Origin of the sequence: Candidatus Symbiopectobacterium sp. NZEC127, assembly GCF_025962675.1 — a bacterium.
Taxonomy (GTDB): domain Bacteria; phylum Pseudomonadota; class Gammaproteobacteria; order Enterobacterales; family Enterobacteriaceae; genus Symbiopectobacterium.
Map to the genome: position 1 here is coordinate 216,411 of NZ_JAGFPG010000005.1, position 15,262 is coordinate 231,672.

The window sequence follows — 15,262 nt, forward strand, 5'->3', positions numbered from 1 at the left end:
CGCCCTCATTGATGTCGTAACGCAAACATGAAAACGATGAAACTTCCTCTGCTCGCTCAGATCTCCTGTGCGCATTTGGTCAGCCATTTTCACATCATGGTGCTGCCGGTGCTGATTCCGTTGCTGTCTGCCCAACGTGGTATCAGCTTCGTTGAACTTGGGCTGGCGATCAGCGTCTTTAACATCGTCTCCGCCTGCGTACAAACGCCCATCGGCTTTGCCGTTGACCGTATCGGCGCGCGACGCACGTTGGTTGCCGGGCTGACGCTCGGCAGTCTGAGCTTTATGTCGCTTGGGCTGACGCCGCATTACCTCTGGTTGCTGATCGCGATGGGGTTCGCCGGTGTGGCTAACGCAGTCTATCACCCTTCTGATTACGCCTTGCTCTCGCGCGGCATTGATGACAAACGCATGGGGCGCGCGTTCTCGATTCACACCTTCTCCGGCTTTTTGGGCAACGCGATCACGCCGGGTATTTTGCTCGCGGTGGCGGCATGGCTCGGCATCAATGCCGCCTTTATTGTGTCTGGCGTGGTGGGATTACTGGTTGTCGTGATGCTGCTGATGCATAAAGACGAGCCGGCACGGCTTAAATCGGCGGCCCCGAAAAGCGGCGCTGCCCCGGTGCAAGCCAGTGCCCGGGCGCTGTTTTCGCTGCCCATCCTGGCGCTGCTGGGGCTCTTTTTGATGCTGAGCCTGAGCACCAACTCGATCCAGAACTTCTCGGTCACCGCGCTGGTCACCGGCTACGATCTGCCCTTATCCGATGCCAATGCGGTGCTGACCGCGTTTCTGTTTGCCAGCGCCTTTGGCGTGCTGGCGGGCGGCGCACTGGCGGACAAAACCGAACGTCACGGCCTGGTTGCCACTGGCGCACTCGCCGCCACCGCCGTGCTGGTGGCGATCGTTGCTATCTATCCGTTGCCAGCGATGGTGCTGGTGCCACTGCTGGCGGCAGCAGGATTTCTCTCCGGCATGATCGCCCCCTCACGGGATATGTTGGTGCGGGCCGCATCGCCGAAAGGCGCGGAAGGACGGGTTTTTGGTATTGTGTCCACCGGGTTCAATATCGGCGGAGCGGCCGGTCCGGTACTGTTCGGCTGGTTGCTGGATAATGGTCATCCCCATGCCATTTTCTGGTCTGCGGTCATTTTCATGCTGATCACCGCCGCTATCACGCTGGCGCAGGAAATGCGTGCCAGCAAGCGTCGCGCCGCCGCCGCTGTCTGACCACTAAAAAAACCGCCGCGTAGCTCAGCTGCGCGGCGGTTTTTTTGTGTCACAACACCCGATCAGATATCAATCCATCAGATATCGATGTTGGCGGCTTTCAACGCGTTCTCTTCGATAAAGGCACGGCGCGGCTCAACCGCATCGCCCATCAGCGTGGTGAACAGCTCATCCGCCGCCATGGCATCTTTAACCGTCACGCGCAGCATGCGACGACTTTCCGGATCCATGGTGGTTTCCCACAGCTGATCCGGGTTCATTTCTCCCAACCCTTTGTAACGCTGGATGTTCAAGCCACGGCGAGACTCTTTAACCAGCCACTCCAGCGCTTGTTCAAAACTGGTAATCGGCTGTTTGCGCTCACCGCGCTCGATGTACGCACCCTCTTCAAACAGGCCACGCAGTTTTTCACCCAGCAGCACGATTTTGCGATATTCGCTGCCACGCACAAAGTTGGCGTCCAGCACGTAATCGGTATCGACCCCGTGTGTACGCACACGCAATACTGGCTCGGCAAGCTCTGGGTTCTCGCTCAACGTTCCGCTGTAGCTGCTACCGTGTACATCGCCTTCATTGAGGGTTTTCACCAACGTCGCCAACCAGCTTTCCACCGCAGCGCGATCGTCTAATGTCGCCTCCGTCAGCGTTGGCTGATAAATCAAGGCATTCAGCAACGCACGCGGATAACGGCGTTCCATACGATCGATCAACCGTTGTACGCTGTGGTGATCTTTCACCAGCAGTTCCACCTGCTCGCTCTGCAACGCAGGTGCCTGAGCATTGATGTGCAGCGCCGATCCATCCAGAGCCAGTGCAATCTGGTACTGGTCCATCGCTTCATCATCTTTAATGTACTGTTCCTGCTTGCCTTTCTTCACTTTGTACAGCGGTGGCTGGGCAATAAAGACGTGACCTCGTTCGATGATTTCCGGCATCTGACGGTAGAAGAAGGTCAACAGCAGCGTACGAATGTGCGCACCATCGACGTCGGCATCGGTCATGATGATGATGTTGTGGTAACGCAGCTTGTCCGGGTTGTATTCGTCGCGGCCAATGCCACAGCCCAGCGCGGTGATCAGCGTGCCCACTTCCTGAGAAGAGAGCATCTTGTCGAAGCGGGCTTTCTCCACGTTAAGGATTTTACCTTTAAGCGGCAGAATGGCCTGATTCTTACGGTTACGCCCCTGCTTGGCAGAGCCGCCCGCCGAGTCCCCTTCCACCAGGTAGAGTTCAGACAGCGCCGGATCGCGTTCCTGACAATCCGCCAGCTTGCCCGGCAGGCCAGCCAGATCGAGCGCACCTTTACGACGCGTCATTTCACGCGCTTTACGAGCCGCTTCGCGCGCGCGCGCCGCATCGATAATTTTACCGACCACGATTTTAGCGTCAGAGGGGTTTTCCATCAGGTAATCGACCAGACGTTCGTTCATCAGCGATTCAACCGCGGTTTTCACCTCGGAAGAGACCAGCTTGTCTTTGGTCTGCGAGGAGAATTTCGGGTCAGGCACTTTCACGGAGACCACGGCAATCAGGCCCTCACGCGCATCATCACCGGTGGCGCTGACTTTGGCCTTTTTGCTGTAGCCTTCTTTTTCCATGTAGCTGTTCAGCGTACGCGTCATCGCGCCACGGAAACCGGCCAGGTGCGTACCGCCATCGCGCTGCGGAATGTTGTTGGTAAAGCAGTAGATATTTTCCTGGAACCCGTCGTTCCACTGCATGGCAATTTCGACGCCGATATTGTCTTTTTCTGCGCTGAAATAGAACACCTGCGGATGAATCGGCGTTTTGTTGCGGTTCAGGTAGTCAACAAACGCTTTGATGCCGCCTTCATAGTGGAAGTGATCGGCCTTACCCTGCTCACGCTCGTCGCTGAGACGGATAGAAACGCCAGAGTTCAGGAACGACAGTTCACGCAGACGCTTAGCCAGAATGTCGTATTCGAAATCGGTCACGTTGCTGAAGGTTTCCATGCTCGGCCAGAAACGCACGGTGGTGCCGGTGCGATCGGTGTCACCGACCGCAGCCAGCGGAGCCTGAGGTACGCCGTGCCGGTAGATTTGGTGGTGAACCTTGCCATCACGATAAATGTTCAGCTCCAGCTTTTCAGACAGGGCGTTGACCACAGAAACCCCTACGCCGTGCAGACCGCCGGATACTTTATAGGAGTTATCGTCAAACTTACCGCCCGCGTGCAGCACAGTCATGATCACTTCGGCGGCGGAGACACCCTCTTCCTCATGAATACCGGTCGGAATGCCACGGCCATCATCCTGCACCGAAACCGAGTTATCCTTGTGAATTTTAATAACAATGTCTTTGCAATAGCCTGCGAGTGCCTCGTCGATAGCGTTGTCCACAACCTCGAATACCATGTGATGCAGGCCTGTGCCGTCATCTGTATCACCGATGTACATACCCGGGCGTTTACGTACCGCATCCAGCCCTTTCAATACTTTGATACTTGAGGAGTCATAAGAATTCGACATCAACGTTTCTCGCTCATTTTAGTCCTGTAATTGAACTGTTATTTTACCCTGTTCCACGCGGAACATCTTGCCCTTTTCACCGATCATGTCATCTATCTGTTCAGCGCTGATAGCGCTGACAAATACCTGAGCCTCGGTCGCTTTTAACCGTTCAGCTAACAAACGGCGGCGGGTACTGTCCAGTTCGGAAGCAAAATCATCTATCAGATAAATACACTTGGCACCGCTATGGCGAGTGAGGAACTCCCCCTGCGCCAATCGCAACGCACACATCAATAACTTCAACTGTCCACGCGACAGCATGTCTTCCACCGCAACGCCGCCCGCACGGATACGAAAATCCGCCTTGTGCGGCCCCAGCGCGGTGTAGCCCAACTGCCGGTCGCGCTCAAACTGCCGTTCCAGCAGTTCGGCATAATCGCTCTCTTTGTCCCAGCCGCGCTGGAAAGAGAAGCTCAGTGAAAACTCCGGCAAAAACTGCTCGCAGGTCGAGGTAATGTCTGCCGTAATCTCGGCGGTGTAATTGGCGCGCCAGGCGCTGATGCGCTCTGCCAGCGGAATAAGTTCCTGATCCCAGGCGCGCAGTTGACGATACTGCCCCACCTGACGCAGCGCGGCATTACGCTGGCGCAATAACCGTTTCAGGTTGCTCCAGGCAGCGAAAAAGCCGGGCTCATGGTGAAAACAGCCCCAATCGAGAAAGGCACGACGGTATTTTGGCCCACCGTTGAGCAGCGTGAAGCCCTCCGGTGTAATCAGCTGAATCGGCAGCAACTGCGCCAGATCCGCCACCTTGTGACCATCGCTGCCATCAATACGCACGGTGCTGTCGCCCAGCCGGTTTTTACTCAGACCTATCGCGCGTTCTCGCTCGATACCCTCCAACCGACCGTGCAGAATAAACTCCGGCTGTTCATGCCGAATCACGCGCGCCGCCTGGATGGAGCGAAACGCACGACCGTGCCCCAACGTGTAGATAGCCTCCAACACGCTGGTCTTCCCGCTGCCGTTCTCCCCCACCAGAAAATTGAATCCGGGGATAAGCGCCAAATCGGCAGAAACGATATTACGGAAATCTTTAATCAGAAGGCGGGTCAGAGCCATGGACAACCAGATCCTGTACGCGACAACCTGCACAAATGCCGACGGCAAGCGTCGGCATTCACGCAAAAAAGAGGGCAGACCACGCGCGTCCTACTACAGACGCATTGGCATGACAACGTATGCCGCTGCCCTGCTGGCACCGTCTTCGATCTGCACGCTAGAGACAGAATCGGTCAGCAGCAAACGAACATCTTCACACTTCAGCGCATTCAACACATCCAGCACGTAGCTGACGTTAAAGCCGATTTCCATTTCCGTGCCGTTGTACTGCACGTCCAGAATCTCTTCCGCTTCTTCCTGTTCCGGGTTATTCGCGGTAATTTTCAACTGATTCTGAATCAGGTGCAGACGCACACCGCGAAACTTCTCGTTAGACAGGATCGCCGCACGCGCAAATGCCTGTTTCAGCAAATCACAGCTCGCTTCCAGCGCCTTGTCCGGGTTTTTCGGCAATACGCGGCGGTAGTCAGGAAAACGCCCGTCGACTAGCTTGGACGTAAAGATGAAATCCCCGACGTGGGCGCGGATGTTGTTGGTACCAATCTGTAGCTGCAATGGCGTATCGCCACCATCCAGCAGCCGTAGCAGCTCAATCACCCCTTTTCGCGGCACAATCACCGAGTGGGACGGCAGCGACTGACCGATCGGCATGGCGCATACCGCCAGACGGTGACCGTCGGTTGCCACGGTGCGCAGCTCTTCCCCTTCGGTTTCAAACAACATGCCGTTGAGGTAATAACGCACATCCTGATGCGCCATGGAGAACTGCGTGGCTTCAATCAGACGTTTCAGCGTCGCCTGCGGCAACGAGAATGCCACTTCGCTCTGCCAGTCATCCAGATTCGGAAAATCAGACGCCGGGAGCGTGGAAAGAGAGAAACGGCTACGGCCAGAACGCACCAGCATCCGATCGCCTTCCAGCGTAATGGTAATTTCCGCGCCGTCGGGCAAGCCACGGCAAATATCAAACAGTTTACGCGCCGGTACCGTGGTCGCACCGGGTTCATGGGCCTGAGACAGGGGAATCTTCGCCACCATCTCCATTTCCAGATCGGTGCCGGTCAGCGACAGCGCGCCGTCCGTCACTTGTAACAGCAGGTTGCCCAGAATAGGCAACGTTGGACGGCCACCTAACGGGCCGCTCACCTGTTGTAACGGTTTTAGCAGATGCTCGCGTTCAATAATGAATTTCATAATATTATGAAGATAATGTTCTGATTAAATTAGAGAAATCTTCCTTGATGTCGTGGCTTTCCTCACGCAGCTGCTCAATCTTGCGGCACGCATGCAGCACGGTGGTATGGTCACGACCGCCAAACGCATCACCAATTTCCGGTAAGCTGTGGTTTGTCAGCTCTTTCGCCAGCGCCATCGCCATCTGGCGCGGACGGGCCACCGATCGGGATCGCCGTTTGGACAGCAAATCGGCGACTTTGATCTTGTAGTACTCCGCGACCGTCTTTTGAATATTGTCGATGGTCACCAACTTTTCCTGCAACGCCAACAGATCGCGCAGCGCTTCGCGCACGAAATCAATGGTAATGGCGCGGCCGGTAAAATTGGCGTTAGCGATCACGCGGTTCAGTGCGCCTTCCAGCTCACGCACGTTAGAGCGCAGCCGCTTGGCAATAAAAAAGGCCACTTCACCCGGCAAACGGATATCGTTTTCATCCGCTTTTTTCATCAGGATCGCCACGCGCGTTTCCAGCTCCGGCGGTTCGATCGCGACCGTCAATCCCCAGCCAAAGCGCGATTTGAGACGATCCTCTACCCCATTGATCTCTTTCGGATAACGATCGGAAGTCAGGATGATTTGCTGATTGCCTTCCAGCAGCGCATTGAAGGTGTGGAAAAACTCCTCCTGAGAACGCTCTTTGTTGGCAAAAAACTGAATATCATCGATCAACAAGGCATCGACTGAACGGTAATAGCGCTTAAATTCTTCAATCGCATTGTTCTGTAAGGCTTTGACCATATCCTGTACAAAGCGTTCAGAATGCATATAGACCACTTTGGCATTTGGCTTGCGCGCAATAATGCCATTGCCCACCGCGTGCAACAGGTGAGTTTTACCCAACCCGGTGCCGCCATAGAGAAACAAGGGGTTATAGGCTCCGCCGGGGTTGTCAGCGACCTGACGCGCCGCCGCGCGCGCCAGTTGGTTGGACTTACCTTCAACGAAGTTGTCGAACGAATGCTTTGGATTGACGTTGGAACGGTAGGTGTGCTCCGTTTGCGTCGTCGGCGTGTCCCAACTGGGACGCACGGGTGCCTGCCTGACTGGCTGCACCGCCGCCTGCGGGCTGGCAGGCTGGCTCACGGCCACCGCGGCCAGCGGTTTGCTGCCCACTTCAAAACGCAGCAAAGGCGCATCCATACCGCAGAAATCGTTCAGCAGCCCATTGATGTTATTGAGGTACTTGTCTCTTACCCAATCCAGCACAAAACGGTTCGGCGCATAGAGCGCCAACGTGTTGTCGTTCAGTTCCGCCTGTAACGGACGTATCCACATGCTGAATTCTGTGGCAGGTAACTCATCCTGCAAACGGGCAAGACACTGCTGCCAAAGCGAAAGTGACACGGCGGACTCCACTCGAACAAGATTAAAATAGAAAAGAATCAGATACGTTATTTAGTGTAATTCATGATTATGACCCGGAAGCTGCAATGGCAGCCTCCTGGGTGCACCGCGCATCTGATGATGTCCATGCGGTTGCCGAGACGATCCCGAAGAAGGATCGTTCACGGGACGGCGGATCATAACCTAATCCTCGGCAGAGATCTTCCCTTTCTGCACAGTTTCGATCCTTTTTATCCACAGGCTATTCTTATCACTCTTGGCCGCCACGCACCGCACAGCAATGACGCAGGCTTGCACCTACAGACGCCTAGCATAACTGAATCGACGTTCACGCTGGAGTGACAGCGATCATGATCCCGCATCAAGGATCGTGTCAGGATCCTTGCGATTTAATGCAGAGTACGTATAATCCTCAGCCCGACGCGTTGATGCTCTTCTGTGCTATTTCAGACAGAAAATTCCCCAAATTTATTGCGGAAAGGGCTCCATAGGTGTGTGATGCCAATTGACTCGGGACTGTACAATTATTACAATCCCGCCTCTTTATCTTTGATGTATGCGATTGAGGCGTCGGTCAGTGTTCACGCCGGAGCGCCAAACGCGTTTACTGTGAAGTCAATTATCCAAGTTTAGGTAGAAATCGCCATGAAACGCACTTTCCAACCGTCCGTATTGAAGCGTAACCGTAGCCACGGTTTCCGTGCTCGTATGGCCACTAAAAATGGTCGTCAGGTTCTGGCCCGCCGTCGTGCAAAAGGCCGTACTCGTCTGACTGTTTCTAAGTAATAAAAGCTAACCCTCCTAGTGGTTAAGCTCGCTTTTCCCAGGGAGTTACGTTTGTTAACTCCCAGCCATTTCACTTTTGTCTTCCAGCAGCCGCATCGGGCTGGCACGCCGCAAATCACCATCCTCGGCCGCCTGAATTCGCTGGGGCATCCTCGCATCGGTCTAACAGTCGCCAAAAAGCATGTCAAACGTGCGCATGAACGCAATCGGATTAAACGTCTGACGCGGGAAAGCTTTCGTTTACATCAACATACCCTGCCTGCGATGGATTTTGTGGTGATCGCGAAAAAAGGGGTAGCCGACCTGGATAATCGCGCGTTGACGGAAGCATTGGAAAAATTATGGCAACGGCACTGTCGCTTGGCTCGCGCCTCCTGATCGGGCTGATACGCGGTTATCAGCTCGTTATAAGTCCGTTGTTAGGGCCTCATTGCCGTTTTCGCCCAACCTGTTCACAATACGGCATTGAAGCCATACGCAGGTTCGGCATGATAAAAGGCAGTTGGTTGACGCTGAAACGCGTATTAAAATGCCACCCTTTGAACCCTGGTGGTGATGATCCCGTACCGCCAAAACCCGACAATAACAGAGAACATTAACGATGGATTCGCAACGCAATCTTCTTCTCATCGCTCTGCTATTCGTAAGCTTTCTGATCTGGCAGACGTGGGAGACGGATAAAAATCCGCCTGCCGCTTCAACGCAGGCCATCCAGCAAGCGACGAACGCAGTCAACGGTGATACCGCCAGCCAGGGCGTGCCTAACAGCGGTCAGGGTAAACTGATCACGGTGAAAACCGACGTGCTGTCGCTGACTATCAATACGCGCGGCGGCGATATCGAACAAGCCAATCTGCTGGCGTTCCCTGACAAACTGCATTCTGCTACGCCATTCCTGCTGCTGGAAACCACGCCGGAATTCGTGTATCAGGCACAGAGTGGATTGACGGGTAAACACGGTCCGGATAATCCGGCGAACGGCGCACGTCCGCTGTTTACTGCCGCACAGGATCATTTTGAACTGGCTGACGGGCAGGACGCGCTGACCATTCCGTTGACCTACACCAACGCTGACGGCGTGACCTTCACCAAAACGTTCGTGCTTAAACGCGGCGACTACGCGCTGAACGTGAGCTACAACGTGAATAACACCAGCGCACAGCCGTTGGAGTTGACGCTGTTTGGTCAGTTGAAACAGTCTATTGATCTGCCGAAACACCGCGACACCGGCAGCAATAACTTTGCACTTCATACCTATCGTGGCGCAGCGTTCTCCTCCAGCGACGATAAGTACAAGAAATACAGCTTCAGCGACATGAAAGAAAACCTGAACGTCACCACCGAGGGTGGCTGGGTTGCCATGTTGCAGCAGTATTTTGCTACCGCGTGGATCCCGACCACCGCGGGTGCCAACACCTTCTATACCTCGCAGTTGGGTAACGGTTTGGCCGCCATTGGCTTTAAAGCCACGCCGGTAACCGTTGACGCAGGCGCGCAGAAAGACATCAGCGCGGTGCTGTGGGTTGGCCCGGAAATTCAGGACAAGATGGCGGCCGTTGCACCGCATCTGGACCTGTCAGTGGATTACGGTTGGCTGTGGTTTATCTCCCAGCCGCTGTTCAAACTGCTGAAATTCCTGCACGGCTTCATCGGTAACTGGGGCTTCTCCATTATCGCTATCACCTTTATCGTGCGCGGCATCATGTATCCGCTGACCAAAGCGCAGTACACCTCGATGGCAAAAATGCGTATGCTGCAACCGAAAATGCAAGCCATGCGCGAGCGTATCGGTGATGACAAGCAGCGCATGAGCCAAGAGATGATGGCACTGTACAAGGCGGAGAAAGTGAACCCGCTGGGCGGCTGCTTCCCGCTGCTGATCCAGATGCCTATCTTCCTGGCGTTGTACTACATGCTGATGAGCTCGGTTGAGCTGCGCCATGCGCCGTTCATCCTGTGGATCACTGACCTGTCTGCACAAGACCCGTTCTACATCCTGCCGATCCTGATGGGTATCACGATGTTCTTCATTCAGAAGATGTCGCCGACCACAGTGACCGACCCGATGCAGCAGAAGATCATGACCTACATGCCGGTTATCTTTACCGTGTTCTTCCTGTGGTTCCCGTCAGGTCTGGTGCTGTACTATATCGTCAGCAACCTGGTCACCATTATCCAGCAGCAGTTGATTTACCGCGGGCTGGAGAAGAAAGGCCTGCACAGCCGCGACAAGAAAGAGAAGAAATAAGCGGACTGCACAAGTCTGAGAATAAGGCGGCTATGGGCCGCCTTATTTTTTTGTTTAATCGCCACAGAGAAACCATCATGAGCCATACCGATACCATCGTAGCCCAAGCCACGCCCCCCGGACGCGGCGGCGTAGGTATTTTGCGCGTGTCCGGCCAGCAGGCGGCCGACGTGGCGCGTGCTGTGCTGGGTAAATTACCCAAACCGCGCCATGCGGATTACCTGCCGTTTCGCGATGCCGACGGCAGCGCGCTGGATCAGGGTATTGCCATCTGGTTTCCTGGCCCCAATTCCTTTACCGGCGAGGACGTGTTGGAGCTGCAAGGGCACGGTGGCCCGGTTATTCTCGATGTGCTGATGCAGCGCATTCTGGCACTGCCCGGCCTGCGCATTGCGCGCCCCGGCGAGTTCTCCGAACGCGCGTTTCTCAATGACAAGCTCGATCTGGCGCAGGCCGAAGCTATCGCTGACCTGATCGATGCCAGCTCCGAGCAAGCAGCGCGCTCTGCGCTGAACTCCTTGCAAGGTGCCTTCTCTACCCGCATTCACCGTCTGGTGGAAGCGCTGATTCATCTGCGCATCTATGTCGAGGCTGCCATTGATTTTCCCGATGAGGAGATCGATTTCCTCTCTGACGGCAAGATTGAGGCAGAACTCAACGGCGTGATGGCCGATCTGGCCGATGTTCAGGCCGAAGCGCATCAGGGCAGCCTGCTGCGTGAAGGCATGAAGGTGGTGATTGCTGGACGCCCGAATGCGGGCAAGTCCAGCCTGCTTAACGCACTGGCTGGACGCGAGGCGGCGATCGTAACCGCTATTGCGGGCACCACGCGCGACGTACTGCGCGAGCATATCCATATCGACGGCATGCCGCTACATATCATCGACACCGCCGGACTGCGCGATGCCAGCGACGAAGTGGAACGTATCGGCATTGAGCGCGCCTGGCAAGAGATTGAGCAGGCCGATCGTGTGCTGTTTATGGTTGATAGCACCACCACCGATGCCACATCGCCTGCCGAGATTTGGCCGGAGTTTATGGCGCGCCTGCCTGCCACACTGCCGATTACCGTGGTGCGCAATAAAGCCGACATTACCGGCGAGCCACAAGGCATTGAAGAGATAAACACTTACTCGCTGATTCGCCTGTCCGCTAAAACCGGTGATGGCATCGATATCCTGCGTAATCATCTAAAACAGAGCATGGGCTTTACCAGCAACACCGAAGGGGGCTTCCTGGCACGCCGCCGCCACCTGCAAGCACTGGAAACCGCCGCACAGCATCTGGAACAAGGCAAAGAACAGTTAGTGAGCGCTTACGCAGGCGAACTGCTGGCAGAAGAGCTACGACTGGCACAGCAGGCGCTGAATGAGATTACCGGGGAATTTACTTCCGATGATTTGTTGGGACGGATTTTCTCGAGTTTTTGTATTGGGAAGTGATGTAAAAAACCTCGGGTGCCTTCATCGTGGTATCTAAGGCCATTTTGACCAATCCAAGCCCCTGTTCGGGGGAATACTGCTTACGGGAACATCGTTCTTTAGTGCTCACAGATCTGTCCACTTGCGAAAAGAAGTGGCACCGCCCTCATGGGATATATACGGTTTAACCTTTATAGGGGTTATATTGATAATATCCCCTACAGGGGTTATATTTATTTTAACCCCTATAGAGGTTATATGGGTCTTACCCTCTATAGGGGTTAATACTGTGCGCTTGCTAAAGGAAAAAGTATGAGAGTGACATCTCCATCGGCGTTAGCAAATGTGGTCCGTGACCAACGCAAAAGCCATAAGAAGACTCAGCGAGAAACCGGCGATAGGGTCGGAATAAAGCAAACAACCGTATCTGATTTCGAGAACAAACCGGAATCCACCAAACTTGATACGTTGTTTAAGATCCTCGCTGCGCTGGATCTGGAACTCCATGTCGTAAAAAGAGATGCTATTTTGAACGAGGGAAAGATTCAGAAAAGGGAGTGGTGAGGAATGAGAACACAAACGCTGACGGTTGCAATGAACGGTGATGTCGTTGGTACGTTGTTCCGGGATGGCAGCGGAGCGATGTCATTTCAGTATCTACCGGAGTGGCTTGCCGAAGATGATGCACGGCCCATATCACTGTCACTCCCATTGAGAAGTGACAGACTCCGGGGACCTGAGGTGTTTAATTTCTTTCACAACCTTTTGCCGGATTCAGAAGCAATTATCGCCAGAATGCAGGCCAGATTTCAGGTAGAAACAGCTCATCCCTTTGATTTACTGGCAAGCGTAGGGCGTGATTGTGTAGGGGCTATTCAGCTTTACCCACCTGCCAGCCAGATACCTCCCGTGACTGAAATGATTGCAACGCCTTTGGATGAAGGGCAAATAGAGTCACTGTTGGAGGGCTATCAGATAGCCCCCTTGGGGATGGTTGATGATGTCGACTTCCGTATCTCCTTGGCTGGAGCACAAGAAAAGACAGCGTTGCTTTGGCATCAAGGGCAGTGGCAACGGCCACTGGGTAGTACACCAACAAGCCATATTTTCAAGCTCCCCATCGGCAGGATAGTGCAGAACAACATCGATCTGAGTGAGAGCTGCGAGAATGAGTGGTTGTGCCTGCGTATTGCAAACGCGTTTGGGTTTGAGACCCCCGCAGCAGAACTTGCCGTCTTCGGTCAAAAGAAAGTGCTCATCGTTGAACGTTTTGATCGGCGGTGGGCGAGTAACGGCGGCTGGTTGATGCGGCTGCCTCAGGAGGATTTCTGTCAATCTCTTGGTATTCCACCTGCATTGAAATATGAATCAGATGGCGGTCCCGGTATTGCTGATGCAATGAGATTACTGTTGGGCTCACGTTTGGCAACCCATGACCGAGAGATGTTCTTCAAGTCGCAAATCCTGTTCTGGATGTTGGCGGCAATAGACGGGCACGGCAAGAATTTCAGCCTCTTTATCGAGGCCGGTTCATCCTTTCGGATGACCCCATTTTACGATGTGATGTCGGCTTACCCACTGTTTGAGAGCGGCAGCATTCAAGAAAAGAAAGCGAAGATGGCAATGGCATTGCAAGGAAAGAATCGTCAGTATCATTTCGCGATGATTCAGCCCCGCCATTTCATCAGTACCGCAGGGCATGTCGGGTTCTCTAAAGAAGTCGCCGCCAATCTGATGCAGGATATGGCGAATCAGACAGGGGATGTTATCGCTCAGGTGTCTGCACAGTTGCCACCCGATTTTCCTGAGCATATCAGTTCCGCCATTTTCAGCGGACTCGCTCGTAAGGCTGATAAGATCCGAAGAATGGAATCATGATTTTGCTCCATGACCATGAAAAAAACTCATAACAAATTTTTTTATAATGATTTTAAGTGTAGACAAGTAAAGCCACCCGACAAAAACCGAGGACCTAACATGCTAAAAGTGATTGCCGAAGATTTTATCAAGCCAGAGGCGATTGAAACCGTACTCCCGCTGTATCGAGAGTTGGTTGAGGCCACCAAGAAAGAGCCGCTGTGCATTGCCTACGATCTGTATGTCGACGAGAAAGACGTCGGGCACTTCATCTTCATCGAAGAGTGGCCAGACCATGCGGCGCTGGATGAACATTGCGCCAGCGAACACTTCAAACGTCTGGTGCCAATGATCGATCAGCACAAACGAAAGGATGCGACCTATATATTGATGGGCGCTTTTGATGAATAATAATTTTAACCAATAGCAATCAAGAATGATCGTTAGGCCAGAGTCAACAAGACCTTTATCGGTGCAAAAACAAGGTCAAACGCGACACTGGCATCACAGACAAGGGTGTTCCAGCCTACTGCGATATACCCTCCTCCCCCGAAAGAATAATCTCCACCTGACTCTCCTTGAGCCGCGCTTTCAACGCCGCAGGCGGCATTTCATCAGTAAACAGCGCGGCGGGTAAGGCGAGATATCATCGGCAGTGGGGTTGTACCAACGCACTCAACACCCCACTGCCGGTGAATATATCATGCCATGCAATCTCTGCTCTCAAGATATTTGAGTGATACTTGCAAGGTGATCAATCGGTAATTGATCCTTCCGATTCTATCATCATCACCTTTGAGTTGAGCTTCCATCTCCTTTACAAAGGCGTTGGTGATATCCAGATCGAAGAGACCATGCTCAAGCAAGGTGAGTTTAATGTCTGGATTTTTCTCTAAAAAAAAGCAGCTATAATCCATGACTTCATCACCACCGTAGTCATCTTTTATCTTGGTATCCGGGAATTGTCTGGCAAACTCAACCTCATTATCGGCGGCGTATTTTTTAACGATAGGGCTGTAGTTTTCGATCAAAGGCAATTGATTAAACGAAAGCTCAGACAATGAATCCCAATTATTGGGTGTATCGAAACTGTAAATATCGACTTTATCGATTGAAAAAGTGTATCTCGTCCCCAGCATTCCCAACGGTTGTACATTTATTTTAAACAGGTTTTTATATGCCGGTAAGGCCAACGCTTTGAGTTTCTCGAAATTATAAAAACGATAATAGACTGCACCACCGAGCTTGGCGGCGGGATACTCATTAATGTTTTCATAAAGGGAGTCAATAACGTCCTTTTTGGGCGATATTCTGAATAGATCGAGAAATCGTTGCCATAAACTCAATGCCGTTGCTTTATTTTTATCGTCATACTGTATTAAATTCTTCATATTGCAATGGTGTAACGTCCTTCCCCCTGCAAGTTCTATTTCCATCTTGCGAATCCTCCCTCTGTTTTTATTCGTGACATCGCCTAGCGTAGGCCACGTATTCGAAACAACAGCACAATATCGTTTCACCCCGTGGCGCTCACGTCGTTCCCTGA

The 15,262-nt window shown here is 53.3% G+C and carries 14 protein-coding genes and 1 pseudogene; 9 read left to right on the top strand and 6 right to left on the bottom strand.

All coding sequences use genetic code 11. The annotated features are described in order from the left end of the window. Positions 1 to 27: 27 nt before the first annotated feature. A complete protein-coding gene (locus tag J5069_RS18535) occupies positions 28 to 1,230 on the top strand; it encodes an MFS transporter (protein ID WP_264645254.1) in 1,203 nt (400 codons plus the stop codon). Between the two features lie 77 nt (positions 1,231 to 1,307). On the opposite strand, the gene gyrB is transcribed toward J5069_RS18535, so the two are convergent. The 4 genes from gyrB to dnaA form a co-directional block, all read right to left on the bottom strand. Continuing rightward, a complete protein-coding gene (gene gyrB / locus J5069_RS18540) occupies positions 1,308 to 3,719 on the bottom strand; it encodes a DNA topoisomerase (ATP-hydrolyzing) subunit B (RefSeq protein WP_264645255.1) in 2,412 nt (803 codons plus the stop codon). An 18-nt stretch (positions 3,720 to 3,737) separates the two neighbouring features. After that, complete coding sequence (gene recF, locus J5069_RS18545; protein ID WP_264645256.1) at positions 3,738 to 4,823, bottom strand: DNA replication/repair protein RecF; 1,086 nt, start codon at positions 4,821 to 4,823, stop codon at positions 3,738 to 3,740. Between the two features lie 93 nt (positions 4,824 to 4,916). Beyond that, positions 4,917 to 6,017, bottom strand: a complete 1,101-nt coding sequence (gene dnaN / locus J5069_RS18550) for a DNA polymerase III subunit beta (protein ID WP_264645257.1) — start codon at positions 6,015 to 6,017, stop codon at positions 4,917 to 4,919. 4 nt (positions 6,018 to 6,021) lie between these two features. Next, positions 6,022 to 7,404 (bottom strand): chromosomal replication initiator protein DnaA, encoded by a 1,383-nt coding sequence (gene dnaA / locus J5069_RS18555; protein ID WP_264645258.1) that lies wholly within the window; start codon positions 7,402 to 7,404, stop codon positions 6,022 to 6,024. 645 nt (positions 7,405 to 8,049) lie between these two features. On the opposite strand from dnaA, the gene rpmH reads away from it, so the two are divergent. The 8 genes from rpmH (at position 8,050) to J5069_RS18595 (ending at position 14,127) form a co-directional block, all read left to right on the top strand. Continuing rightward, entirely contained in the window at positions 8,050 to 8,190 is a 141-nt protein-coding gene (gene rpmH, locus J5069_RS18560) for a 50S ribosomal protein L34 (RefSeq protein ID WP_004093983.1), read from the top strand. 18 nt (positions 8,191 to 8,208) lie between these two features. Then, entirely contained in the window at positions 8,209 to 8,568 is a 360-nt protein-coding gene (gene rnpA, locus J5069_RS18565; protein ID WP_264624433.1) for a ribonuclease P protein component, read from the top strand. Then, the gene (gene yidD, locus J5069_RS18570; RefSeq protein ID WP_222159001.1) at positions 8,532 to 8,789 is read left to right on the top strand and encodes a membrane protein insertion efficiency factor YidD; all 258 of its coding nucleotides are present in this window, start codon (positions 8,532 to 8,534) and stop codon (positions 8,787 to 8,789) included. The genes rnpA and yidD overlap by 37 nt, the downstream gene beginning before the upstream one ends. 2 nt (positions 8,790 to 8,791) lie before the next feature. Beyond that, positions 8,792 to 10,438, top strand: coding sequence for a membrane protein insertase YidC (gene yidC / locus J5069_RS18575; RefSeq protein ID WP_264624434.1), 1,647 nt, complete (start codon positions 8,792 to 8,794; stop codon positions 10,436 to 10,438). 77 nt (positions 10,439 to 10,515) lie between these two features. Beyond that, positions 10,516 to 11,880 (top strand): tRNA uridine-5-carboxymethylaminomethyl(34) synthesis GTPase MnmE, encoded by a 1,365-nt coding sequence (mnmE, locus tag J5069_RS18580; RefSeq protein WP_264645259.1) that lies wholly within the window; start codon positions 10,516 to 10,518, stop codon positions 11,878 to 11,880. A gap of 291 nt (positions 11,881 to 12,171) precedes the next feature. After that, positions 12,172 to 12,423 carry a helix-turn-helix domain-containing protein gene (locus J5069_RS18585; protein WP_264645260.1) on the top strand — a complete coding sequence of 84 codons (252 nt, stop codon included), beginning with the start codon at positions 12,172 to 12,174 and terminating at the stop codon, positions 12,421 to 12,423. 3 nt (positions 12,424 to 12,426) lie between these two features. Continuing rightward, positions 12,427 to 13,737, top strand: a complete 1,311-nt coding sequence (locus J5069_RS18590; protein WP_264645261.1) for a type II toxin-antitoxin system HipA family toxin — start codon at positions 12,427 to 12,429, stop codon at positions 13,735 to 13,737. A gap of 99 nt (positions 13,738 to 13,836) precedes the next feature. Continuing rightward, positions 13,837 to 14,127, top strand: a complete 291-nt coding sequence (locus J5069_RS18595) for a putative quinol monooxygenase (RefSeq protein WP_264645262.1) — start codon at positions 13,837 to 13,839, stop codon at positions 14,125 to 14,127. A gap of 115 nt (positions 14,128 to 14,242) precedes the next feature. Here J5069_RS18595 and J5069_RS24235 read toward each other — a convergent pair. After that, positions 14,243 to 14,359 (bottom strand): annotated as a pseudogene (locus J5069_RS24235) (hypothetical protein); the annotation flags it as partial. 58 nt (positions 14,360 to 14,417) lie between these two features. Continuing rightward, a complete protein-coding gene (locus tag J5069_RS18600) occupies positions 14,418 to 15,152 on the bottom strand; it encodes a hypothetical protein (protein ID WP_264645263.1) in 735 nt (244 codons plus the stop codon). Positions 15,153 to 15,262: the final 110 nt, after the last annotated feature.

Bases quoted from the DNA above. Each gene is read 5' to 3' on its own strand.
- J5069_RS18535 (WP_264645254.1), top strand. From the start codon at position 28: ATGAAAACGATGAAACTTCCTCTGCTCGCTCAGATCTCCTGTGCGCAT.
- gyrB (WP_264645255.1), bottom strand. From the start codon at position 3,719: ATGTCGAATTCTTATGACTCCTCAAGTATCAAAGTATTGAAAGGGCTG.
- recF (WP_264645256.1), bottom strand. From the start codon at position 4,823: ATGGCTCTGACCCGCCTTCTGATTAAAGATTTCCGTAATATCGTTTCT.
- dnaN (WP_264645257.1), bottom strand. From the start codon at position 6,017: ATGAAATTCATTATTGAACGCGAGCATCTGCTAAAACCGTTACAACAG.
- rpmH (WP_004093983.1), top strand. From the start codon at position 8,050: ATGAAACGCACTTTCCAACCGTCCGTATTGAAGCGTAACCGTAGCCAC.
- yidD (WP_222159001.1), top strand. From the start codon at position 8,532: ATGGCAACGGCACTGTCGCTTGGCTCGCGCCTCCTGATCGGGCTGATA.
- yidC (WP_264624434.1), top strand. From the start codon at position 8,792: ATGGATTCGCAACGCAATCTTCTTCTCATCGCTCTGCTATTCGTAAGC.
- mnmE (WP_264645259.1), top strand. From the start codon at position 10,516: ATGAGCCATACCGATACCATCGTAGCCCAAGCCACGCCCCCCGGACGC.
- J5069_RS18585 (WP_264645260.1), top strand. From the start codon at position 12,172: ATGAGAGTGACATCTCCATCGGCGTTAGCAAATGTGGTCCGTGACCAA.
- J5069_RS18590 (WP_264645261.1), top strand. From the start codon at position 12,427: ATGAGAACACAAACGCTGACGGTTGCAATGAACGGTGATGTCGTTGGT.
- J5069_RS18595 (WP_264645262.1), top strand. From the start codon at position 13,837: ATGCTAAAAGTGATTGCCGAAGATTTTATCAAGCCAGAGGCGATTGAA.
- J5069_RS18600 (WP_264645263.1), bottom strand. From the start codon at position 15,152: ATGGAAATAGAACTTGCAGGGGGAAGGACGTTACACCATTGCAATATG.